General features: G+C 73.5%; 20 protein-coding genes, 3 tRNA genes and 1 pseudogene. 14 read left to right on the forward strand and 10 right to left on the reverse strand.

The annotated features are described in order from the left end of the window. Positions 1-67: 67 nt before the first annotated feature. Positions 68-532: an SRPBCC domain-containing protein gene (locus tag E8D34_RS02040; RefSeq protein WP_136592879.1), complete on the reverse strand. Its 465-nt coding sequence runs from the start codon at positions 530-532 to the stop codon at positions 68-70. Between the two features lie 179 nt (positions 533-711). On the opposite strand from E8D34_RS02040, the gene E8D34_RS02045 reads away from it, so the two are divergent. Next, positions 712-1,440 carry a hypothetical protein gene (locus E8D34_RS02045; RefSeq protein WP_136592880.1) on the forward strand — a complete coding sequence of 243 codons (729 nt, stop codon included), beginning with the start codon at positions 712-714 and terminating at the stop codon, positions 1,438-1,440. Positions 1,441-1,752: 312 nt separating this feature from the next. Here the strand turns inward: E8D34_RS02045 and E8D34_RS02050 are convergent, their stop codons facing one another. Further along, complete coding sequence (locus E8D34_RS02050) at positions 1,753-2,244, reverse strand: YajQ family cyclic di-GMP-binding protein (protein WP_136592881.1); 492 nt, start codon at positions 2,242-2,244, stop codon at positions 1,753-1,755. Between the two features lie 119 nt (positions 2,245-2,363). On the opposite strand from E8D34_RS02050, the gene E8D34_RS02055 reads away from it, so the two are divergent. Further along, positions 2,364-2,445, forward strand: a tRNA-Tyr gene (locus E8D34_RS02055). A gap of 503 nt (positions 2,446-2,948) precedes the next feature. On the opposite strand, the gene E8D34_RS02060 is transcribed toward E8D34_RS02055, so the two are convergent. From E8D34_RS02060 to E8D34_RS02070, 3 genes are all read right to left on the reverse strand, one after another. Continuing rightward, on the reverse strand, positions 2,949-3,221 hold the full coding sequence (locus E8D34_RS02060; RefSeq protein WP_136592882.1) for a type II toxin-antitoxin system RelE/ParE family toxin: 273 nt from the start codon (positions 3,219-3,221) through the stop codon (positions 2,949-2,951). Then, on the reverse strand, positions 3,218-3,481 hold the full coding sequence (locus E8D34_RS02065; protein WP_136592883.1) for a type II toxin-antitoxin system Phd/YefM family antitoxin: 264 nt from the start codon (positions 3,479-3,481) through the stop codon (positions 3,218-3,220). Before E8D34_RS02065 ends, E8D34_RS02060 begins: the two co-directional genes overlap by 4 nt. Positions 3,482-3,637: 156 nt before the next feature. Continuing rightward, positions 3,638-3,997: a hypothetical protein gene (locus tag E8D34_RS02070; RefSeq protein ID WP_136592884.1), complete on the reverse strand. Its 360-nt coding sequence runs from the start codon at positions 3,995-3,997 to the stop codon at positions 3,638-3,640. Positions 3,998-4,280: 283 nt separating this feature from the next. On the opposite strand from E8D34_RS02070, the gene E8D34_RS02075 reads away from it, so the two are divergent. Beyond that, a complete protein-coding gene (locus E8D34_RS02075; protein ID WP_136592986.1) occupies positions 4,281-4,397 on the forward strand; it encodes a GMC oxidoreductase in 117 nt (38 codons plus the stop codon). Positions 4,398-4,424: 27 nt separating this feature from the next. Here E8D34_RS02075 and E8D34_RS02080 read toward each other — a convergent pair whose 3' ends face one another. Next, positions 4,425-5,795, reverse strand: coding sequence for an FAD-binding oxidoreductase (locus tag E8D34_RS02080; RefSeq protein WP_136592885.1), 1,371 nt, complete (start codon positions 5,793-5,795; stop codon positions 4,425-4,427). Positions 5,796-5,931: 136 nt separating this feature from the next. On the opposite strand from E8D34_RS02080, the gene E8D34_RS02085 reads away from it, so the two are divergent. Beyond that, a complete protein-coding gene (locus tag E8D34_RS02085) occupies positions 5,932-7,062 on the forward strand; it encodes a helix-turn-helix transcriptional regulator (RefSeq protein ID WP_136592886.1) in 1,131 nt (376 codons plus the stop codon). Between the two features lie 16 nt (positions 7,063-7,078). On the opposite strand, the gene E8D34_RS02090 is transcribed toward E8D34_RS02085, so the two are convergent. Together E8D34_RS02090 and E8D34_RS02095 are read right to left on the reverse strand one after the other, a co-directional pair. Beyond that, positions 7,079-7,546 (reverse strand): nitroreductase family deazaflavin-dependent oxidoreductase, encoded by a 468-nt coding sequence (locus tag E8D34_RS02090; RefSeq protein WP_136592887.1) that lies wholly within the window; start codon positions 7,544-7,546, stop codon positions 7,079-7,081. A gap of 76 nt (positions 7,547-7,622) precedes the next feature. Further along, the gene (locus E8D34_RS02095) at positions 7,623-8,339 is read right to left on the reverse strand and encodes a hypothetical protein (RefSeq protein ID WP_136592888.1); all 717 of its coding nucleotides are present in this window, start codon (positions 8,337-8,339) and stop codon (positions 7,623-7,625) included. Positions 8,340-8,526: 187 nt separating this feature from the next. Here E8D34_RS02095 and mptB point away from each other — a divergent pair, with 187 nt between their 5' ends. Then, the gene (mptB, locus tag E8D34_RS20665; protein ID WP_168929298.1) at positions 8,527-10,026 is read left to right on the forward strand and encodes a polyprenol phosphomannose-dependent alpha 1,6 mannosyltransferase MptB; all 1,500 of its coding nucleotides are present in this window, start codon (positions 8,527-8,529) and stop codon (positions 10,024-10,026) included. Here the strand turns inward: mptB and E8D34_RS02105 are convergent. Then, positions 10,000-11,121, reverse strand: a pseudogene (locus E8D34_RS02105) (glycosyltransferase). The gene mptB and the pseudogene E8D34_RS02105 overlap by 27 nt on opposite strands. Positions 11,122-11,278: 157 nt before the next feature. Between E8D34_RS02105 and E8D34_RS02110 the strand changes: the two are divergent. The 9 genes from E8D34_RS02110 to rpmG all read left to right on the forward strand — a co-directional run bounded on the left by E8D34_RS02110 (position 11,279) and on the right by rpmG (position 18,371). Next, complete coding sequence (locus tag E8D34_RS02110; RefSeq protein ID WP_136592889.1) at positions 11,279-13,576, forward strand: FdhF/YdeP family oxidoreductase; 2,298 nt, start codon at positions 11,279-11,281, stop codon at positions 13,574-13,576. A 52-nt stretch (positions 13,577-13,628) separates the two neighbouring features. After that, positions 13,629-14,639 (forward strand): pirin family protein, encoded by a 1,011-nt coding sequence (locus tag E8D34_RS02115; protein ID WP_136592890.1) that lies wholly within the window; start codon positions 13,629-13,631, stop codon positions 14,637-14,639. A gap of 49 nt (positions 14,640-14,688) precedes the next feature. Further along, positions 14,689-15,273: a DNA-3-methyladenine glycosylase I gene (locus E8D34_RS02120; RefSeq protein WP_346763601.1), complete on the forward strand. Its 585-nt coding sequence runs from the start codon at positions 14,689-14,691 to the stop codon at positions 15,271-15,273. Continuing rightward, the gene (locus E8D34_RS02125) at positions 15,270-15,659 is read left to right on the forward strand and encodes a CidA/LrgA family protein (protein ID WP_168929299.1); all 390 of its coding nucleotides are present in this window, start codon (positions 15,270-15,272) and stop codon (positions 15,657-15,659) included. The genes E8D34_RS02120 and E8D34_RS02125 overlap by 4 nt, the downstream gene beginning before the upstream one ends. Then, positions 15,656-16,381: an LrgB family protein gene (locus E8D34_RS02130; protein WP_136592892.1), complete on the forward strand. Its 726-nt coding sequence runs from the start codon at positions 15,656-15,658 to the stop codon at positions 16,379-16,381. Before E8D34_RS02125 ends, E8D34_RS02130 begins: the two co-directional genes overlap by 4 nt. Before the next feature lie 42 nt (positions 16,382-16,423). Then, positions 16,424-17,833 carry an amidase gene (locus tag E8D34_RS02135; RefSeq protein ID WP_136592893.1) on the forward strand — a complete coding sequence of 470 codons (1,410 nt, stop codon included), beginning with the start codon at positions 16,424-16,426 and terminating at the stop codon, positions 17,831-17,833. Positions 17,834-17,951: 118 nt separating this feature from the next. Beyond that, positions 17,952-18,024, forward strand: a tRNA-Thr gene (locus E8D34_RS02140). A gap of 64 nt (positions 18,025-18,088) precedes the next feature. Then, positions 18,089-18,165: transfer RNA gene (locus tag E8D34_RS02145), tRNA-Met, on the forward strand. A 35-nt stretch (positions 18,166-18,200) separates the two neighbouring features. Further along, on the forward strand, positions 18,201-18,371 hold the full coding sequence (gene rpmG, locus E8D34_RS02150) for a 50S ribosomal protein L33 (RefSeq protein ID WP_121804265.1): 171 nt from the start codon (positions 18,201-18,203) through the stop codon (positions 18,369-18,371). Between the two features lie 124 nt (positions 18,372-18,495). On the opposite strand, the gene E8D34_RS02155 is transcribed toward rpmG, so the two are convergent. Then, complete coding sequence (locus E8D34_RS02155) at positions 18,496-19,500, reverse strand: hypothetical protein (protein WP_136592894.1); 1,005 nt, start codon at positions 19,498-19,500, stop codon at positions 18,496-18,498. Positions 19,501-19,533: the final 33 nt, after the last annotated feature.

The raw sequence follows: 19,533 nt of genomic DNA on the forward strand, positions 1-19,533 counted from the left end.
GGGCTCCACCGAGTCCTGGGGCGTTCCGCGAGTCGGCAGCGAGTTGCTGCCGACTCGCGGATCGGGGTCAGCGGGCCAGCTGTTCGGCGCGCGTCTTGAGCGCCTCGGCGTGGCGGGCGAACCCGTCGGCGACCCGCGCCGGACCGGCCAGTCGCACCAGCGGACCGGAGAACTCCTCGACGGTCTCGTAGACCGTCGGCCCGCCGCCCACCTGCTGCAGCCGCTGGTGCCGGGTGCCCCGCACCAGGCCGAGGCGGGCCGGCCAGCCCTCGTAGCTGTAGGAGAGTCGGGCGGCGGTGCGGCCGTCCACCGTCGAGGGCGCGTCCAGCGCGGTGATCCGCTCGGGTGACCGGGTTCGGCGGCCGTTCGCCCACACCACATGGAGCACGATCGGGTTCCCGATGGCGGCCGGGTGCGTGGTCTCCGCGCGCACCACGAACGGGTTCCACTCGCCGTACCGGTCGGTGTCCAGCATGATCTGCCAGACCAGCTCGAGCGGTGCGGTGATCTCGACCCGCGCCGATGGGTTCACCTGGGGAGGCTAGCCCGGAGGCGTGGTCGGCGCCTGCCCGATCGGGGGTAGGTGGATCTCGGTGATTCCTGACAGATCCGTCCGGGACTCGGTCCCGGGGGCGAGGATAGGCGCGCGGACGTGCCCGCGGCCCCGGTCGGACTCGCCGACGGGGCGGGCCGTCGTCAGGGGAGTGACGCATGGGGCGTTGTCGGCGTACCGGTCCGGTCGGGGTCGTGGTGGCGGCGCTGGTGCTGCTCGCTGGCTGCGCCTCGGGTCCCGACGGCGGTGTCGATGCCGGCGATGAGGGCGAGGGGACCGTCGTGCAGCGGGTGCAGGCCGCCATCGACGAGCAGTCGTCGGTGCACCTGTCCATCGGAGGTCTCGCCGCACCGGCGAAGCTCGAGGCCGATCTGGACCTCCGGCGCGAGGAGGGTGACCTCGAGGTGGTGGAGCGCTCCCCGTCCGACCCGGAGCAGTTCGTCGTCCGCCGCGTCGACGGTGACCTCTTCATGAGCCTCGGCGGCGACGCCTTCCACGCCGTCTCCGCGGCCTCGGCCACCGGACCCTCGGTCGCCGGCGTGCGTGACCTCATGGGCGACATCGGCGTGACGCTCGACGCGGTGATCAGCGCCGCCGAGGAGGGACCCGACGCGGACGTCCCGGGGGCGGTCACCTCCTACCGCCTCGGCCTGGACAGCACCGTGCTGCTGCGCGACCAGGTCGAGGACAGCGCCCTCGGGGTGCTGCCCGGGGTCGAGCTGCCCGCGACCGTGTTGGGGATGCTGTGGGTCGACGCCGCCGAACGCCCGGTGCGCCTCGAGGTCCGCTACTTCGAAGCGCTCGAGGAGGGCGACGGCCCCAGTGGCGTCCGGGTCGACTTCTCGGACTGGGGTGCTCCCGTCAGCGTCGAGCGGCCGACGACCTGACCCGGCCCGCCGCGCCCCCTGTCGCGTTCGCCCTCGCGGGCGCACACTGGTGGTCTCGGGAGAGGAGCAGCGCCATGAGCATCAGGCGGGGAGTGGCCTGCGCAGTGGGGTGGCACCACTGGAATCCGGTGACCGGCGACGGGGGACGTGCGTTCCACACGTGCAGCTACTGCGGCAGGACGAGGCGGCTCGCCACGGGCAAGCCGCCCGAAGCCCACGACAAGGGGTATCTGCACATCTAGGGGACGGGCGCCGCGCGACAGCGGCCGACCCGATCGCGGGCCGGCCGTCGTACCGCGCCGAGTCCTCGTCTCAGCGGTAGTTGGTGAACTGCACCGCGAAGTCGTAGTCCTGGCCCTTGACCAGCGCGATCACGGCCTGCAGGTCGTCGCGCTTCTTGGAGGAGACCCGCAGCTCGTCGCCCTGGATCTGGGCCTTGACGCCCTTCGGGCCCTCGTCGCGGATCAGCTTGGAGATCTTCTTCGCGTCCTCGGAGGTGATGCCCTCCTTGAGGGTGATCCCGATCTTGGAGACCTGGCCCGACTGGCGCGGCTCGGAGGCGTCGAGGATCTTCAGCGACTGGTTGCGCTTGATCAGCTTGTCCTGGAAGACGCTGAGCACGGCGCTCGCGCGGTCGTCCGCGGACGCGCTGATCTCGATCGCCTGCTCGCCCTTCCACTCGATGGTGGCGCCGGTGCCCTTGAAGTCGAACCGGGTCGCGATCTCGCGGGCGGTCTGCCCGAGAGCGTTGTCGACCTCCTGGCGGTCGATCTTGCTGACGATGTCGAAGGAGGAGTCGGCCATGGTGTCACCTGCGCTGGTTGTGTGCGGTTTTCGGTCTCCGGGTGTTGCTGCGCTATTGTTTCGCGTCGTCACCGAGCAGCAAACCCGGGGTTAACCGGAGCGCTGATCGACGACAGCCCGGCAGGTTGCCCGAGCGGCCAAAGGGAGCTGACTGTAAATCAGCCGGCATTGCCTACAGTGGTTCGAATCCACTACCTGCCACGGCACAGAAATCGGCCCTGGCCAGCGAATACGCTGGTCAGGGCTGGTTCGTTTCTGCTCGTCGTGCGATGCGCGCGCGATCCGTGATCTGGTTCTCGAGCCAGGTTCGAGGTGGTCAGCACGCGTCGTGGTGTGCCGCATGACGCCCCCGTCCCGGCCATCTCACCGGACGGGTCCATCGGATACGGCGCAGACGGCCCCGCTGTCCACGAGGCCGATCGGTCGGTGCTGGCCGGTGGGGGTTCGGCTTGCGGGGTGTGCTCGTGCGGGCGCGTGAGGTGGGTCGTGTGCCCGAGAACCCGCCATGCCGGGGTGTGGGGCACACGACCCGTCTCCGGGTCTGCGCCGCCGTGCGGAGGGCCCATGTAACACGCTGCTGCGTGCTCTGACAGGCCGTTGGCGCTGCTTCCAGCCCGTTCCAACGGGATCGAAGCGCCCTCAACGACCGACCAGTGCGTGCAACAGCGTGTTACAGGCCAGCCCAGGCCCCGGGTGCGGATCGGTCAGCGGCGACGGTAGATCTCGCGCCGGTGGCCAACTGCGAGGACGAGGATCACCAGCACCTCGTCACGGATCTCGTAGACGATCCGGTAGTCGCCAGTGCGCACGCGCCACTCGCCGTCTCCGTCAACCAGCTTCTTCGCACCGGGCGGCCGGGGGTTCGAGGCCAGCAGTTCGATAGCGGCCTGGACCCGTCGGCGCTCGCTCGGGTCGAGCTTCCGGAGTTGCCGCACCGCGGGTTGAGAGACCTCGATGCGGTAGTTGGGCTGGGTCATGCGAGGCCGAGGTCGGCCTTGACCTGATCCCACGGGATCGGAGCCTCACCGGCGTCGATCTCCTTGCGGGCATCCCGTGCGGCTCGGATGTCAGCGAGGTCCTCCGCCGCTTCGATCAGGCTCTCGAGCTGATCGGCATCGATGATCGCCGCGACCCGGCGGCCACGCCGGGTCAGGAAGACCGGGTCGTGCGCGACGCGGGACTCGTCGATCACGTCGGCAAGGCGTGCCCGAGCCTCGCTCACGGTCATCTCACTCATGTGGCCAGTATGCGCGCGAAACGCCGAAACGTACAAGATCGCCTATGTGGCTGCACGCTCCTCGCCGCTGACCAATGGCCACGCGGGAGCGTGCCGGTGGCGGATCGGCCACCGGGACCGCAGATCGCAGGTCGTGGATGCGGTGGGACGGATGGCTCAGATCGCGGACGCGGAGTTGCTCATTGTGCGCGGTCGCGCCTTCTTCGGCCTCCGTCGCAGGAGAATGAAGGTGCCGCCCGCGAGCACGGCAGCCGTCCCGCCCATGACGACGGCAACGCGAACCCTTGTCTCGGCCCGACGCACACACGCCGCGTCGAACGAGTCCTCGTCCGCCCGCATCTCGCCGCCGGCGTATCCGGTTCCCCGCTGAACAACCGTCAGGGCGGAACCGCATGCCGCACGGCTCGAGTCGTACGCCGCCTCGACGGTTGGGGCCTTGACCGTTGCGCTCAGCACGAGGACAGCGAGGACCGCGAGCGTTGCGGAGACTGCGCCGGACCAACGGATCAAACCCATCGCGTGCTCATCCTTCGGTCGGGGACCATCTCCGCGGATGGCGGATACCGCAGCCATGGTCCATCACCCGCGCCGCAACCGCGGGAGGTTTCCCCGTTTGCCGCCGCCGCGCCACCCACCTGCCGCTCCGCGAGCCGATCGGCACGCGGAGCGCGTCACAAGCCGATCGGCTGCGGGACGTCGCCCTCTGGCAGCAGCCGAATGAGTTCGGGCATTGCCCCCAGTCGTGGTCGACAACCCGAACGTCGGCGCCAACTGATGGACCCCCGATGCACGTGCCGAACTGGGACACCTCCGGGTCGCCGACGCGTCGGTGTTCCCGCGGATCACCCACGGGAACACCCACGCGCCCACGCTCATGGTCGGGGAGGAGGCGGCCGACCTGCTCCGTGCCGGATGAGCCCCGACGCCGAGGGGTCGCCACCCCTCACAGGGCGTGGTTGGCCACGAAGACCCGGTGCGGGTCGACCTCGGCGCGGATCCGGAGCAGCCGCTCCCACTCCTCGTCGCCGTAGAACCGGGAGGCATCGACCCGGGTCTCGGCGAAGGTCGGCACCAGCGACGCCTGCGCCCACGGTGCCATCGCCCGGACCACGCTGAACGCCGCGGCCTTGCCGGCCACCACCGCCTCGGGGGTCGGTGCCATCGCCAGGCAGAGCAGCGCGTAGTCCCCCGCGATCGAGGCCAGTACGCCGCCTCCCGCCGCAGGCCGGGCGAAGGCCCCGCCGAGGTGGCGCAGCTCGGCGAACATCAGTCCGCTGCGGGTGCCCGGCCCCACCTGGGCGAGCAGCGTGGCGACGGCCTCGTCGTCGAGCGGGCCGAGCACGGAGTGGTCGGCGACCGCCGGGGACGGGACCGGCGGGTCCATGTGCACCTGGGTCAGCGCGGCCGCCGGGACCCGGGCGAAGGTGTCCATCTCCGGGCCGAGCGCCCGCAGCGGCGCGAGCACCGCGTCGGCGTCGGCGTCGGTCTCGAGGATCGCGCCGTCGATGATGATCAGGTCACGGCCGGACAGGAACGGCGGCAGCTCGGGCAGCGGCGGGAAGCTCATCACCCGCAGCGAGGTGGTCGCCGACTCCGGCGCCGTGCGGCTCCACTCGACCCAGGCGGGCAGCACCTCGGGGGCGCGCTCGCGGTCCCACAGCAGCATGCCGGCGTACACCTCGGCGTACGGGAGCAGGTCGATCTCGAGGGCGACGACGACGCCGAGGTTGCCCCCGCCACCGCGGACCGCCCAGAACAGGTCGGCGTTCTCGGTGGCCGAGGCGCGTACCAGGGCGCCGTCGGCGGTGACCACCTCGGCCGCTCGGACCGAGTTCACCGCGACACCGTGGCTGCGGCCGTAGAAGGAGAGGCCGCCGCCGAGCAGGTAGCCGGCGACGCCGACGTCAGGCGCCGAGCCGTGCAGCGCGGTCAGCCCGTACGGCGCGGCCGCCTCGACGACCTCCTGCCACTGGGTGCCGCCGAGGACCCGGGCGGTCCGCGCGGTCGGGTCGACGGTGGCGCCGGTCAACGCGGCGAGCTTGACCAGGACGACGTCGTCGAGGTCCTGCTCGCCGAGTGCGGCGGCGCCGTGGCCCGTGGTCTGCGGTGCGACCCGCAGTCCGGCATCCGCGGCGGCGCGGACGACGTCGGCGACCTCCTCGGGGGTGCGGGGGAGGGCCACCGCGGCGGGCCGCTGGGCGACCGCCAGGTTCCAGGCCAGCCGTGCGGTGTCGTACCCGGGGTCGCCGGGCAGGTGGAGCTCGCAGTCCGTGGTGAGGCGCGAGCGGAGCGTGATGTCAGGGGTGGTTGTCATGGCAGAGACCCTGGTCGTCGCCATCCGCGCGGACCATCCCGATCGGCTGGGGAGATTCCCGCGTCACGCCTGGGATGTCTGTACCACCCAGGAATCTGGGATTCCCCCGTGCCGGGGTTCGGCGCACACTGCTGTCATGGCCCGAGGACTGACCGCCGAGCGCGTGCGCCAGGACGTCGACGTCGTGGCCCGGGCGGGTCTCGACCTGGACGAGTTCCTCGGCGAGGCCGTCGACTCGGTCCGGCGCGCCGTGCCGTGGGTGGCCGCCTGCGTGGCGACCCACGACCCGGCGACCCACATGATGACCAGCGCCCGCAAGTACGGGTCGCTGCGTGAGTGCAACAGCCGGGACCACGAGTTCGGGATCGTCGAGTACGGCACCGTCGAGGAGACCGCCTTCACCGAGCTCGCGGTGGCCGCCGTTCCGGCTGCGGGCGTGCACCTGGTGACCGACGGCGAGGTGGAGCGCTCGCACCGGATGGCGGCGTTCATGAAGCCCCACTTCGGCTTCGGCGACGAGGCCCGGATGGCGTTCCGCGACGGTCGCGAGGCGTGGGGCGCGATGGCGCTGTTCCGGGGCGGGGACGACCGGCCCTTCGACGCCGGCGAGGTCGCGTTCCTGGCCTCGCTCGCCGCGCCGTTCGCCCGCGGGGTCCGCGCCGGACTGCTGGCCCGCATCGCCGAGGGGGCCGCGGGCGCGTCGTCCGCGGCCGGGCCCGCGGTGGTGATCGTCGGGCCGGACAACCAGATCACCCAGATGACGCCTGCCGCCGAGCAACGACTGGTCGACCTGGTCAGCGGGCCGCACCACGGCGACCCGCTCGCCCCGATCGCGGCGCTGATCGGCGCCGCCCGCCGGTTCGGGCGCGGTGAGGGCGGCAACCCGGCGCGCAGCCGCGTCCGGACCGGCACCGGCACGTGGCTGGTGCTGCAGGCCGGACCGCTGAGCACGCTCGGCGACCGGGACGGCGACGTCGTGGTCACGATCGAGGAGGCCCGGCCGCCGGAGATCGTGGCACTGGTGGTCGCCGCCTTCGGGCTCACCCCGCGCGAGCGTGACGTCGCCCAGCTGGTGCTCCAGGGCGTGGACACCAAGGAGATCGCGCAGACGCTGCACCTGTCGGCGTACACGGTGCAGGACCACCTGAAGTCGGTCTTCGAGAAGGCCGACGTGCGGTCGCGGCGCGAGCTGATCTCGCGGGTCTACTTCGACCAGTACGTGCCGCGGATGGGCAACGAGCTCTCCCCGTCGGGATGGTTCGCGTAGCCGCCCGCGGCGGGCCTCAGACCGGCGACAGGAGGAAGACGGGGATCTCCCGGTCGGTCCACTCGGTGTACTTGTCGTAGTTGGGCCAGATGGTGCGCATGTGCGCCCAGAGCCGCTCCTTCTCCGCGCCGGTCACCTCGCGCCAGGTGACCGTCCGCTCGCGACCGCGGTAGCGGACCTGGGCGGTCTCGGCCGCTCGGAGGTTGCCCACCCAGACCGGGGCGGTGGCGCCGCCGAAGTTGGAGCCGGCGACGAGCCAGCCGCCGCCGTGCGGTACGCAGAGCAGCGGCGTGGAGCGGGGGATCCCGGTCTTGCGGCCGGGAACGGTGAGCATCAGGTTCGGCAGGCCGGCGAGGTCGAGTACGCCGACCTTCCCGCGGGTGGCGCGCTGCAGCGTCTTGTCGGTCCACGTGATCTGCGGGAGCAGCCGCGGCATCCACGCGAACGAGCCGAGCTTGACCGCGACCGGTGTCAGGAGCCCCATGCCGGCACGGTAGTGCGGACGGGCCGCGTGGGGCCGTGGGTCGGCGGAAGTTCTCGCCGACCCACGGTGCGCCGGCTCAGTCCGCCACCGGCTGCCTGGTGAGCACCTTGTAGGTGTAGGCGGTGCCGATCAGCACGAACGGGATCGTGACCAGGGCGCCGACGAAGCACAGGACGAAGCCGGCGACGGCGATCAGGCCGCCGACCAGCCACCACAGCAGCGCGTTGCCGAGGTTGTCCTTGACCAGGTTGAAGCTGGCTGTGATCGCCTCGACCGGCGGCAGGTCCTCGTCCACCACGAAGTACAGCGAGTACATCGTCAGGAAGGCGATCGCGATCCCGGGCAGGACGCAGAACACGTAGCCGACGGCGGTCGCGGCGCCGACCAGCAGCGCGGTGACCAGCACCGGGCCGACCTGCGCGAACTTGAACGCGTCCACGGCGAAGAAGTCCCGGCCCTCGGTGATGCTGAGCGAGCCGCGGATCAGCGCCGCCGCGATCAGCTGGGCGACGACGAAGACCGCGCCGTACAGGGCTGCCTGGAGCAGCGACCGGAGGAGCCACGGGGTGCCGGCGTCGGCCAGCGCGACGAGGAGCCCGGTGCTGGCGATGCCGACGATCGCGACCGCCACCCAGACGCCGATGGTGGCCAGCACCAGCTGACCCATGTTGTCCTGGAACTTCGCCCAGGTGTAGGAGAGCGCGGCGCCGAGGTCCCAGCCGCCGGCCGGCGGGCCGCCGTACCCACCGGGGGGCGGCTCGTAGCCGGGGGGTGGGGGAGGGGCGGTCGACATGGTGCCTCCTTCGTGGCCGGACCCGCCGGGCCTTCGCGTCCGCGCGGTGCAATCTAGGTGCGCCGCCGCCACCGGGGCATCCTCGAAAAGCGGTGGAATCGGGCCGGAGGGTGCCGGCGACCCAGCGGTCGCCGGGGGTTGGAGGCGCGTTCAGCTCCGCGACGGCTGGGCTCCCTAGCGTCCGGGCGTGACCTCCGTGCCGCCGCTGCTCCGGGGACTGCTCGGCAGCCTGCTCGTCCTCGCCGGCGGGTTCCTCGTCGCCACCATCCCGAGCTCGGCCCCCGTCCTCCGCGCCGCCACCCTGGCCGCGGCGCGCGGCACCGAGGCCGGTCGGATGCTCGGGCTGACGATGGTGCTGGTCGGGCTCGCCCTGGCCGCCAGCGCCTGGCTGTCGCTGTGCCGCCACGTCGCGACCTCGGCCGCCCGGGACCAGGCCGACGCCCTGGGCCTGGTCCGGTTCGCCACCGTCGTCTGGGCGGCGCCGCTGCTGCTGGCGCCCCCGCTCTTCTCCCGCGACGGGTGGTCCTACGCGGCCCAGGGCATGCTGGCCCGGCACGGGCTCTCGCCCTACGACCACGGCCCCGCGGCGCTGGTACCGGGGTTCTGGTCGCTGCTCCACGGGCAGCCGGCACCGATCGTGCAGGCGGTGGACCCGATGTGGATGGAGACCTCCACGCCGTACGGGCCGCTTCCGCTGTTCCTGGGGCGGCTGGTCGCCGGGGTCACCGGCAACCCCTGGATGCTGGTGATCGCGCACCGCTGCTTCGCGCTGGCCGGCCTGGCGCTGCTCGCCTGGGCGGTGCCGCGGATGGCCCGGTGGACCGGTGCGAACCCGGCGCTGGCCTCGGCGATCGTGCTGGCCTCCCCGCTGATGCTGGCCAACGGCGTCGCCGGGCTCCACAACGACCTGCTGATGGTCGGCCTGATGGCGGCCGCGCTGGTGGTCGCCGTGGAGCGGGGCTGGGCGTGGGGCGCGGTGCTCGGCGGGCTGGCCGCCGCCGTCAAGCTGCCGGGCGGCCTGGTCTGCGTCGCGGTCGCCCTGGTCGGCCTGCCACCGGCGGCCGCGCTGTGGGCCCGGCTGCGCCGGCTCGGCGCGGTCGCGCTGGTCTCGCTCGTCACCCTGTTCGGGCTCGGCGCAGCCACCGGCCTGGGCCACGGGTGGATCGGTGCCCTCACGGTCCCCGGCGAGGTCGAGACGCCGCTGTCGATCAGCACCACGGTCGGCCGGCTGCTCGACGCGCTCGCGGCCGCCGCCGGTCTCGGCCTGGGGCCCGACGCGCTGCGCGACCTGCTGCGTACGGCGGGGGTGCTGGCCGCGCTGGGCGTCTCCGCGTGGGTGGCGCTGCGCTGGCCCACCGCCGACGCCGCCGCCGCGGTGCGCGCGGCGGCGGTGAGCGGGGGCCTGTTCGTGGTCCTCTGCCCGGTGGTGCACCTGTGGTACTTCCTGCTGCTGCCGCCGTTCCTGGCGACGCTGCGGCTGAGCCGCGGCGCGACCAGCGCGCTCCTGGCCCTCTCGGTGGTGCTCGGCCTGGTCGCGCCGCTGGACTCCTCGCTGCACGGCGCCTACCTCGCGATCGTGCTGGGTTGCATGACGGTGGCGGTGCTGGTGCCGGTCCTGCTGCTCACGCCGCGCGCCCGCGACAGGATCGACCGGATCGCCTCATCGCGCTGGCTGGCGCTGCGCTGACGAGCTCGCGGGTCAGGCCGGCACCGGCACCTCGAGCCGCTCCCCGGCGTGCACCGCCAGCATCCGCTGCACCGTGGCGGACCACGGGAACTCCTCGGCCCGCGCCCGCGCCCCGGTACGCCGCAGCCGGGCCGGTCGCGCGGCGAGCCGGAGCACCGCGTCGGCCAGCGCGCCCGGCTCCGGCGCACCCCAGGCGCCGCACCGGGCGTCGACGAGCTCCCGTGCGCCGCCGCGGTCGGCGGTGACCACCGGCGTGCCGCAGGCCAGCGCCTCGAGCACCGCGAGCCCGAAGGTCTCCCCGGGGCACACCGAGAGCGCGACGTCGGCCGCCGCCACCCGCGCGCACAGCTCGTCGCGGCCGCCGACGAAGCCGTGGAAGGTGACCGGCGCCCCTTCCGCGATCGCCTGCAGCTCGCCCAGGTGCGGGCCTTCGCCGTACACGTCCAGCCGGACCGGGATCCCGCGTCGATGCAGCTCGACGGCGGTGGCGACCGCCAGGTGCGGCGACTTCTCCCGGGAGAGCCGGCCGACGTGGACCAGCCGGAGCACGCCGTCGTCCGTCCCGCGCGCGTCGGTCCCACCGGGCGCGGGGCGGAACGTCGCGAGGTCGACCCCGAGCGGGACCCGTTCGAGCGGACAGTCCGCCGCGTCGGCGAGCGCCCGGAACTCGTCCTGGGCGTAGCGGGAGGTGACCACCAGGGTGTCGAAGCTGCGCACCACCAGCCGGTTCACCAGCCCGATCGACACCTTCGCGGTGGTCGGCTTCCCGCTGCGCAGCGCGAACATGTCGGTGAGGTTCTCGTGTGAGAGGCAGACGGTGCGGACCCCCGCGCGCCGCGCCCACCAGGCGACCGGCAGCAGCGTGAGCTTGTCGTTCCACTCGATCGAGGTGGGCGCGAACCGCTCCAGGGTGTCGACCAGGCGCCACGGCTCGACGATCAGCCGGTAGCCGCCGCCCACCCGCGGGGCGCGGACGGTGGCGACCGGACCGAGCGGCGTCTCCCGGACCGAGTCGGCGGGGCCGGGCACCACGAGGAGCCGTTCGACGCCGGCGTCGACGTACCCCTGGCCGAGCTCGGCGACGGCCGTCCTCATCCCGCCCGACGCCGCCCCGACGAAGTTGGCGAGCTGGGCGATGCGCACGCGGCAGACCGTGCCGGCTCCCGATGAACGGACGACGACCCCGGGGTGGAAGCCAGATGAGCGCTCGTCGCGGCCGGCGGCGGTTGACGGCGGGGGAAGACTGGGCAGCATGGCCACGCGCGCACCGAACGGAGAGCCGGACGAGTCCCGCCTGGAGGTGTCCGCGGCGCCCGAGCACTCCGCCGGTCCGCGCGCGGTGGCCGCGGCGATGCGGCACGCCGTCGGGCAGATGGGCGTACGCCGGAGCGCCGCCACCCTGCGCCGGGTCAACCAGGCCGACGGCTTCGACTGCCAGGGCTGCGCGTGGCCGGACGCCGAGGCCGGGCACCGGCACGTCGCCGAGTTCTGCGAGAACGGTGCCAAGGCGGTCGCGGAGGAGGCGACCCTGCGCCGGGTCGACGCGGGGTTCTTCGCCGAGCACTCGGTCGCCGACCTCGCCGGGCACGGCGACTACTGGCTCGGCCAGCAGGGCCGGCTGACCGAGCCGATGGTGCTGCGGCCCGGCGCCACCCACTACGCACCGATCGGCTGGGACGAGGCGTTCGCGCTGGTGGCCGATCACCTGCGCGGGCTCGACCACCCCGACCAGGCCGTCTTCTACACCTCCGGTCGCACCTCCAACGAGGCCGCCTTCGTCTACCAGCTGCTGGTCCGCGCCTTCGGCACCAACAACCTCCCGGACTGCTCCAACATGTGCCACGAGTCGACCTCGGTGGCGCTGACGGAGACGATCGGGATCGGCAAGGGCTCGGTCACCCTCACCGACGTCGAGACCGCCGACCTGATCGTCGTCGCCGGTCAGAACCCCGGCACCAACCACCCCCGGATGCTCGCCTCGCTCGAGGTCGCCAAGGACAACGGCGCCCGGATCATCTCGGTCAACCCGCTCCGGGAGGCCGGGCTGGGGCGGTTCAAGAACCCGCAGCGGCCGCGGGGCGTGGTCGGCCACGGCACGCGGCTCGCCGACCTCCACCTCCCGATCCGACTCGGAGGCGACCTGGCGCTGTTCCAGGCGTGGGGCGCGCTGCTGCTCAAGTGGGGGGCCATCGACGAGGAGTTCCTCGCCGAGCACACCGTCGGCTTCACGGCGTACGCCGAAGGGCTGGCCGACCTGGACTGGGACAAGGTGGAGGAGGCGACCGGCCTGACCCGCGACCAGATCGAGGAGGGCGCGGCGATGATCCGCGACTCGGCCGCCACCGTGTGGTGCTGGGCGATGGGGCTGACCCAGCACCGGCACGGGGTGGCGACGATCAAGGAGGTCGTCAACCTGGCGCTGCTGCGCGGCGACATCGGGCGCCCGGGGGCCGGACTGTGCCCGGTCCGCGGACACTCCAACGTCCAGGGCGACCGGACCATGGGGATCTGGGAGAGGCCCCCGGTCTGGTTCCTCGACGCGCTCGAGGTCGAGTTCGGGATCCCGGTCCCGCGCGAGCACGGCCTCGACGTCGTCGAGGCGATCCGCGCCCTCAGCACCGGTGCCGCCCGGGTCTTCGTCGGGCTCGGCGGCAACTTCGCCTCCGCGGCGCCGGACACCCCGGTCACCGAGGCCGCGCTGCGCCGTGCCGACCTGACCGTCCAGATCTCCACCAAGCTGAACCGGTCGCACGCGGTGCCCGGGACGACCGCGCTGATCCTGCCGGTGCTGGGCCGCTCCGAGCGCGACCTCACCGGCGGCAGCCCGCAGCGGGTCACGGTCGAGGACTCGATGTCGATGGTGCACGCCTCGCGCGGGCCGCTCGCGCCGGCCTCCCCGGAGCTGCGCTCGGAGGTCGACGTGGTCTGCTCGATCGCGCTCGCGCTGTTCGCCGAGGACCACCCGGGCTCGGGCGTGCCGTGGGAGCGGCTGCGCACCGACTACGGCGAGATCCGGCACCGGATCTCCCGGGTGATCCCCGGCTTCGACGACTACGAACGCCGGATCGACCAGCCGGGAGGCTTCGTGCTGCCGCACCCGCCGCGCGACGCCCGCGTCTTCCCGACCGCGGCCGGCAGGGCTGTGCTCACGGTGAGCCCGCTGGACGTGCTCGACCTGCCCGAGGGGCACCTGCTGCTGCAGACGCTGCGCTCGCACGACCAGTACAACACCACGATCTACGGGCTCGACGACCGCTACCGGGGCATCCGCAACGGGCGCCGCGTGGTCTTCGTCCACCCCGACGACGTGGCCGACCTGGGTCTCGCCGGCGGCGACCTGGTCGACCTGGTCGCGGTCTGGGGGGACGGCGTCGAGCGGCGCGCGGACCGGTTCCGCGTGGTCCCCTACGACCAGCCCCGCGGCTGCGCCGCGGCCTACTACCCCGAGACCAACCCGCTGGTGCCGCTCGGCTCGGTGGCGGTGGGCAGCAACACGCCGACCTCCAAGTCGGTGGTGGTGCGCCTCGAGCCGCACGGTGGCGGGCGGTGAGCGACGCGTCGATCCCGCCCCGGACCGGCGCCGGTTCGGGGATGATGCGGCGATGAGCAACCCCGAGGCACGTCCGGACGAGGTGGCCTGCGCCCCGGGCCGCGTGGGCGACCTGGAGGTGCTGGCGCCGCGGGAGGTGCCGCTGGGCGGCCCGCGCGCGATGCGCGTGCGTCGTACCCTCCCGCAGCGGTCGCGCTCGTTGATCGGCGCCTGGTGCTTCGTCGACCACTACGGCCCCGACCGCGTCGCCGACTCCGGCGGGATGAGCGTCGCGCCGCACCCGCACACCGGGCTGCAGACCGTCTCGTGGCTCTTCGAGGGCGAGATCACGCACCGCGACAGCGCCGGCCACCACGCCACCGTCCGGCCCGGTGAGGTCAACCTGATGACCGCCGGCCGCGGGATCAGCCACTCGGAGGTCTCCACGGCGGACACCGAGGTGCTGCACGGCGCGCAGTTGTGGGTGGCGCTACCCGATGCCGCCCGGGACACCGCGCCCGGGTTCGAGCACTACGCCCCGCCGCGGGTCGCCGGTCCGGGCTGGTCGGCGCGCGTCTTCCTGGGCTCGCTGCTCGGCAGCGACTCGCCGGTGGCCACCTTCACGCCGCTGCTCGGCGCCGAGGTGGTGCTGGAACCCGGCGCGGTGCTGGAGGTGGACGTGGACCCGGCGTTCGAGCACGGCGTCCTGGTCGACGTCGGCGACCTCGAGGTGGGCGCCGGGGAGGGCGGCGTCGACGCGAAGGCAGCCGACCTCGCCTACGTGCCGCCCGGCGCCCGGCGGCTCCGGCTCGACGCGGGCCCCGAGGGCGCCCGCGTGCTGGTGCTCGGCGGTACGCCGTTCGGCGAGTCGATCGTGATGTGGTGGAACTTCGTGGGTCGCAGCCACGAGGAGGTCGTGGCGTTCCGGGCGGCGTGGCAGGAGCAGGTGGTCGGGCCGGACGGGACGCCGGTGACCGACGGCCAGGCCGTCGCCGAGGGGCGGTTCGGCGTGGTGCTCGGAGAGACCCTGCCGCCGATCCCCGCGCCGGTCCTCCCCACCGTGCGGCTGCGCGAACGCCGCTGATCCACAGCCCCGTCCGCGGACGCCGGTCGCGTCGGCGCGATGGTCCAAGATGTCCGCCATGGGACCGATCACCGGCGAGGACGGGCTGGCGCGCTGCCCGTGGGGAGCGGCCGCGGGGCCGATGCGCGACTACCACGACAGCGAGTGGGGGATGCCGGTGCACGGCGAGTCCGCCTACCTGGAGCGGATGACCCTGGAGGCCTTCCAGTCCGGGCTCTCCTGGGCGGTCATCCTGGCCAAGCGCCCCGGGTTCCGGACGGCCTTCGCCGGCTTCGACGCCGAGGTGATCGCCGACTTCGAGGAGCCGGACGTGGAGCGGCTGCTCGGCGACGCCGGCATCGTGCGCAACCGACGCAAGATCGAGGCCACCATCGCCAACGCCCGCGCCACCGTCGACCTGCGCGCCGACGGCGGCCTGGAGGCGTTCATCCGGGGGTTCGCCGCCGAGGACGCGGAGCCGCCGGTCACCGCGGCCGACTGGCCCTCCAGCACGCCCGAGTCCACCGCGCTCTCCAAGGCCCTGAAGAAGCGCGGCTTCGCCTTCGTCGGGCCGACCACGCTCTACGCGCTGCTGCAGGCGCTGGGGCTGCCCGACCCGCACCTGGCCGGGTGTCACCGGCGGGGCGCCGCGTGATCCGGGGCCTGACCTACCTGATCGGCTTCCAGATCCTCGGCGAGCTGGTGGTCGGGATCCTCGAGGTCCCGGTGCCCGGTCCGGTCGTCGGGATGCTGCTCTGCTTCGTGGCCCTCCGGATCCGTCGTACCGGGGACGACGCGCCGATCGTCCGCGCCTCGACGGCGCTGCTGCGCCACCTGCAGCTGCTCTTCGTGCCGGCCGGCGTCGGGATCGTCGCCTACCTCGGTGTCTTCCGCGACGACGCGCTGCCGATCGCGGTGGCGATGCTCGGCTCGTGGCTGCTCGGGATGGGTGCGGTCGGCTGGACCGCGGTCGGGCTGGAGCGGCTCACCGGGCGTCCGCGCGACGACCTGCCGCCGGCTCACCACGGTCGAGCCGCATGAGCGGCCCGGCGCACGTGGGGGACGTGGTGCTCGACGTCGCCCGGTCCCCGCTCGGGCTGATCGGGATCACCCTCGCCGGCTACCAGGCCGGGCGCTGGCTGCAAGGACGCCTGGGCGGGCACCCGGTGGCGCAGCCGGTGCTGGTGGCGATCGCCGTGGTCGGCGGGGCGATCACCCTGCTCGGCGTCGACTACGCCGACTACCGCGCGGGGGTCGGCCTGATCACGTTCTGGCTGGGGCCCGCGGTCGTGGCGCTGGCGGTCCCGCTGCACCGCCAGTCCGGCCAGCTGCGGGGGTTCGTGCTGCCGATGCTGGTGGCGGTGGTGGTCGGTGCGGTGGTCTCGGTGACCTCCACGGTGCTGCTCGCCCGCCTGCTGGGCGCCGACGAGGTGCTGCAGCGGACGCTCGCGCCCAAGTCGGCCACCACCCCGGTGGCGATCGCGCTGGCCGACGGACTCGGTGGCATCGCGCCGCTGGCGGCCGCGTTCGCGATCGCGATCGGCATCGTCGCCGCGCTCACCGGCCCCGCCGTCCTCAACCTGTTCCGGGTCCGCGACCGTCGGGCCCGGGGACTGGCGGTCGGGACGGTCTCCCACGGCATCGGCGCCTCCCGGATGCTCCGCGAGGACGAGGTCGAGGGGGCCTTCGCCGGGCTCGGGATGGGCCTGTCCGCGCTGGCCACCAGCCTGCTGCTCCCGGTGATCGCCCTGATCCTCTGGTGAGTCCCGTGCCGCGGCCCCGGGCTGGCAGTAGCCTCCGGGCCCATGACCCGCGTGCATGCCTTCACCGACGATGCCCTCGGCGATGACGACACCGTCGGCCTGGTCGCGCGGCTGCGCGCCCGCAAGGTCTCGCCGGGGGAGCTGGTGGAGGCCTCGATCGCGCGGATGGAGAAGCTCGACGCCGCCCTGGGCGGCCTGGCGTACGCCGCCTTCGACGAGGCCCGCCGGGAGTCGGTGACCCGCCGCGACGGTTTCTTCGCCGGGATCCCGACGCTGGTCAAGGACAACTGCGACGTCGCCGGCATGCCGACCCAGCACGGCACCGACGCGTTCACCGCCCGCCGCGCGGAGGTGGACGGGGAGTTCGCGCGGACCTACCGCGCGACCGGGATGCTGGTGCTGGGCAAGTCCCAGCTCTCGGAGTTCGGGTTCAGCGCGGCCGCCGAGCACCCGCGGCTCGGTCCGGTCCGCAACCCGTGGGATCCCGACCACATCGCCGGCGCCTCGTCCGCCGGCGCGGCCGCGTTCGTGGCGGGCGGCGCGGTGCCGATCGCGCACGCCAACGACGGCGGCGGGTCGATCCGGATCCCGGCGCATGCCTGCGGGCTGGTCGGCCTCAAGCCCACCCGCGGTCGGGTCCCGCAGGACGCCCTGCACCGGCAGATGCCGGTCCGGATCGTCGCCGACGGCGTCCTCACCCGCAGCGTCCGGGACACCGCTGCCTTCCTGCGCGAGTCGGAGAAGCACTACCGACGCCTCGACCTGCCGCCGATCGGCGACATCACCCGGCCCTCGCACCGGCGGCTGAAGGTGGCGTTCGTCACCTCGTGGGCCGGTCGCGGCGCGACACCGGAGGTGCGCGAGCAGGTCGTCGCCACCGCCGCGTTGCTCGAGGAGCTGGGGCACCACGTGACGGAGATCGCCGAGCAGGACGTGCCGGTCGGCGACACGTTCGCCGACGACTTCCTGCTCTACTGGGGCTTCCTGGCCATGGTCGTCGTCCGCTCCGGCCGCTGGACGTTCGACCGCTCCTGGGACGCCTCCCGGTGCGACCACCTGACCCTCGGCCTGGCCCGGTACGCCGCCCGGCGGCTGCACCGGCTGCCCGCCGCGATCGCCCGGCTGCGGTCCTCGCAGCGGCAGTCTCGTCGCTTCTTCGCAGGTCAGGACGTGATCCTGACGCCGACGGTGGCCTCGCCGACGCCCCGTATCGGGCACCTCGACCCGACCCAGGACTTCGACACGGTGCTCGAACGGCTGCTGGACTGGGTGGCGTTCACGCCGCTGCAGAACGCCACCGGCGATCCCTCCCTGTCGCTGCCGCTGGCGACCAGCGCGTCCGGCCTGCCGCAGGGCATGTGCTTCAGCGCGGCGGCGGGTGGCGAGGCGACTCTGCTGGGGCTGGCCTACGAGCTCGAGCGGGCCCGTCCCTGGGCCCGGGTGCAGGACTGAGCGCGGGGCCGGCAGGGGTCGACCGGACCCGAAAAACAGCAGGTCAGAACCGCCCGTCGGGGAAAGTGCTTCCTCGATTTCACCCTTGGGTGGCAGACCGGTATGGTTCTTCCTCGTTGCCCCTTTAGCTCAGTCGGCAGAGCGTCTCCATGGTAAGGAGAAGGTCTACGGTTCGATTCCGTAAAGGGGCTCTGAGAATGGGCGCCTCCGAGGTCACCACGCGGCAGCGGGGTCGCGGAGGCGCCCTACTCATGTGGCGGGATAGCTCAGACGGTTAGAGCGCACGACTCATAATCGTGAGGTCACGGGTTCGATCCCCGTTCCCGCTACCAATCCACGCACCATCTCCACCGACGAAGGACTTCCTGTGGCCAGCAAGAGCAGCGACGTTCGCCCGAAGATCACGCTCGCATGCGTGGACTGCAAGGAGCGCAACTACATCACCAAGAAGAACCGCCGCAACGACCCCGACCGGCTCGAGCTGGCGAAGTTCTGCCCGCGGTGCCGCAAGCACACCGCGCACCGCGAGACCCGCTGACCTCACCGGTCACCGGCTGACGCACGTCGCACGGCCCCGGCGCTCCCGACAGGGAGGCCGGGGTCGTCGTGCTTTCCGGGAGTCGGCAGCGGCTGCTGTCGACCCGCGGGCGCCGGCCCGTCGATCAGGGCTCGCAGTCGGCCTCGGCCCACTCGCGCAGCCGCGTCACGTCGTACCGTGCGAGCTCCGGCACCACCGGCCGTCCGCCGAGTGAGAAGTAGGGCCGCGCGGTCGCCTCGCTGACCACCCACAACCGCCCCCGGTGGTACGACGTGCCCTCCGCGCCGGGCAGGAAGCCCAGCCGCCTCGCACCCGTGCGCAGCACGCCGCACCGGGTGGTCGACTGCACGAACCACGCCCGCGCCCGCCCGGCGCCGTCGAGGTCTGCCCAGAACGCACCTTGGGCGCTGTGCGGGGCACGGCTCACCCGGCTCGCCAGCTCCGCGGTCACGCTGGTCAGGCCGGGCTCGACCAGCGTGGCGGTGGGGTACCAGTGCACCGCCGCGGGGCGCCGCTCGCGGTAGCCGACCACGCCGAGGCGGCCACGCCCGTCGAGGATCAGCACGGACCCCCAGACGGGCGCCTCCAGCGCCCAGGAGCGTCGCACCTCCAGCGTGCCCGGATCCAGCAGCCAGAGCCGGACCCGCTCGGCGAGCCACAACCCGTGCTCGTCGAGGGCCAGACCGCCGCCGTGGCGACACCGCGCGCCGGCGCCGCCGTCGGTCGGGCCCTCGACCAGTCCGCTGTCGGCCTCCCGCCGGCCGGTCCTCAGGTCCAGGCGCAGCACGCGGCAGAACTTGCCGCCGACCGGGCCGTCGTCGTGGCCGCCGACCCAGGCGGTGCGGCCGCGCACCGCGAGGCCCTGCGGCACGAACGCCGCGCCGGCCGCGGCCTCGGCGCGGGTGGGCGGAAGCCAGGTGCCGGCGCACAGCGCGTGGTCGTTGGGCGTCGCGGCCAGGGGCGGATCGAGGTAGCCGGGCGCCCGCCCGGCGACCTCGGCGTACGCGACCGGTCCGCAGCCGCGGGGCTCGGGGCTGCCGGGGGCCGAGGAGCAGCCCGCGACCAGGGCTGGGACCAGGGCGACCAACGCCGAGGCGGCGGCCCCGCGTCTCCTCCGTGTGAGGCGCACGATCCTCCCCCCTGCGCCCCGACCGCCTAGGGT

This window comes from Nocardioides sp. GY 10113 (assembly GCF_004919105.1).
Taxonomy (GTDB): domain Bacteria; phylum Actinomycetota; class Actinomycetes; order Propionibacteriales; family Nocardioidaceae; genus Nocardioides.

What these genes read in the sequence shown, in the direction of transcription:
- E8D34_RS02080 (WP_136592885.1), bottom strand. Translation starts at nt 5,795, where the DNA reads ATGACAACCACCCCTGACATCACGCTCCGCTCGCGCCTCACCACGGAC.
- E8D34_RS02070 (WP_136592884.1), bottom strand. Translation starts at nt 3,997, where the DNA reads ATGGGTTTGATCCGTTGGTCCGGCGCAGTCTCCGCAACGCTCGCGGTC.
- E8D34_RS02090 (WP_136592887.1), bottom strand. Translation starts at nt 7,546, where the DNA reads ATGGGGCTCCTGACACCGGTCGCGGTCAAGCTCGGCTCGTTCGCGTGG.
- E8D34_RS02130 (WP_136592892.1), top strand. Translation starts at nt 15,656, where the DNA reads ATGAGCGGCCCGGCGCACGTGGGGGACGTGGTGCTCGACGTCGCCCGG.
- E8D34_RS02120 (WP_346763601.1), top strand. Translation starts at nt 14,689, where the DNA reads ATGTCCGCCATGGGACCGATCACCGGCGAGGACGGGCTGGCGCGCTGC.
- E8D34_RS02115 (WP_136592890.1), top strand. Translation starts at nt 13,629, where the DNA reads ATGAGCAACCCCGAGGCACGTCCGGACGAGGTGGCCTGCGCCCCGGGC.
- E8D34_RS02060 (WP_136592882.1), bottom strand. Translation starts at nt 3,221, where the DNA reads ATGACCCAGCCCAACTACCGCATCGAGGTCTCTCAACCCGCGGTGCGG.
- E8D34_RS02085 (WP_136592886.1), top strand. Translation starts at nt 5,932, where the DNA reads ATGGCCCGAGGACTGACCGCCGAGCGCGTGCGCCAGGACGTCGACGTC.
- E8D34_RS02110 (WP_136592889.1), top strand. Translation starts at nt 11,279, where the DNA reads ATGGCCACGCGCGCACCGAACGGAGAGCCGGACGAGTCCCGCCTGGAG.
- E8D34_RS02045 (WP_136592880.1), top strand. Translation starts at nt 712, where the DNA reads ATGGGGCGTTGTCGGCGTACCGGTCCGGTCGGGGTCGTGGTGGCGGCG.
- E8D34_RS02050 (WP_136592881.1), bottom strand. Translation starts at nt 2,244, where the DNA reads ATGGCCGACTCCTCCTTCGACATCGTCAGCAAGATCGACCGCCAGGAG.
- E8D34_RS02135 (WP_136592893.1), top strand. Translation starts at nt 16,424, where the DNA reads ATGACCCGCGTGCATGCCTTCACCGACGATGCCCTCGGCGATGACGAC.
- E8D34_RS02095 (WP_136592888.1), bottom strand. Translation starts at nt 8,339, where the DNA reads ATGTCGACCGCCCCTCCCCCACCCCCCGGCTACGAGCCGCCCCCCGGT.
- E8D34_RS02065 (WP_136592883.1), bottom strand. Translation starts at nt 3,481, where the DNA reads ATGAGTGAGATGACCGTGAGCGAGGCTCGGGCACGCCTTGCCGACGTG.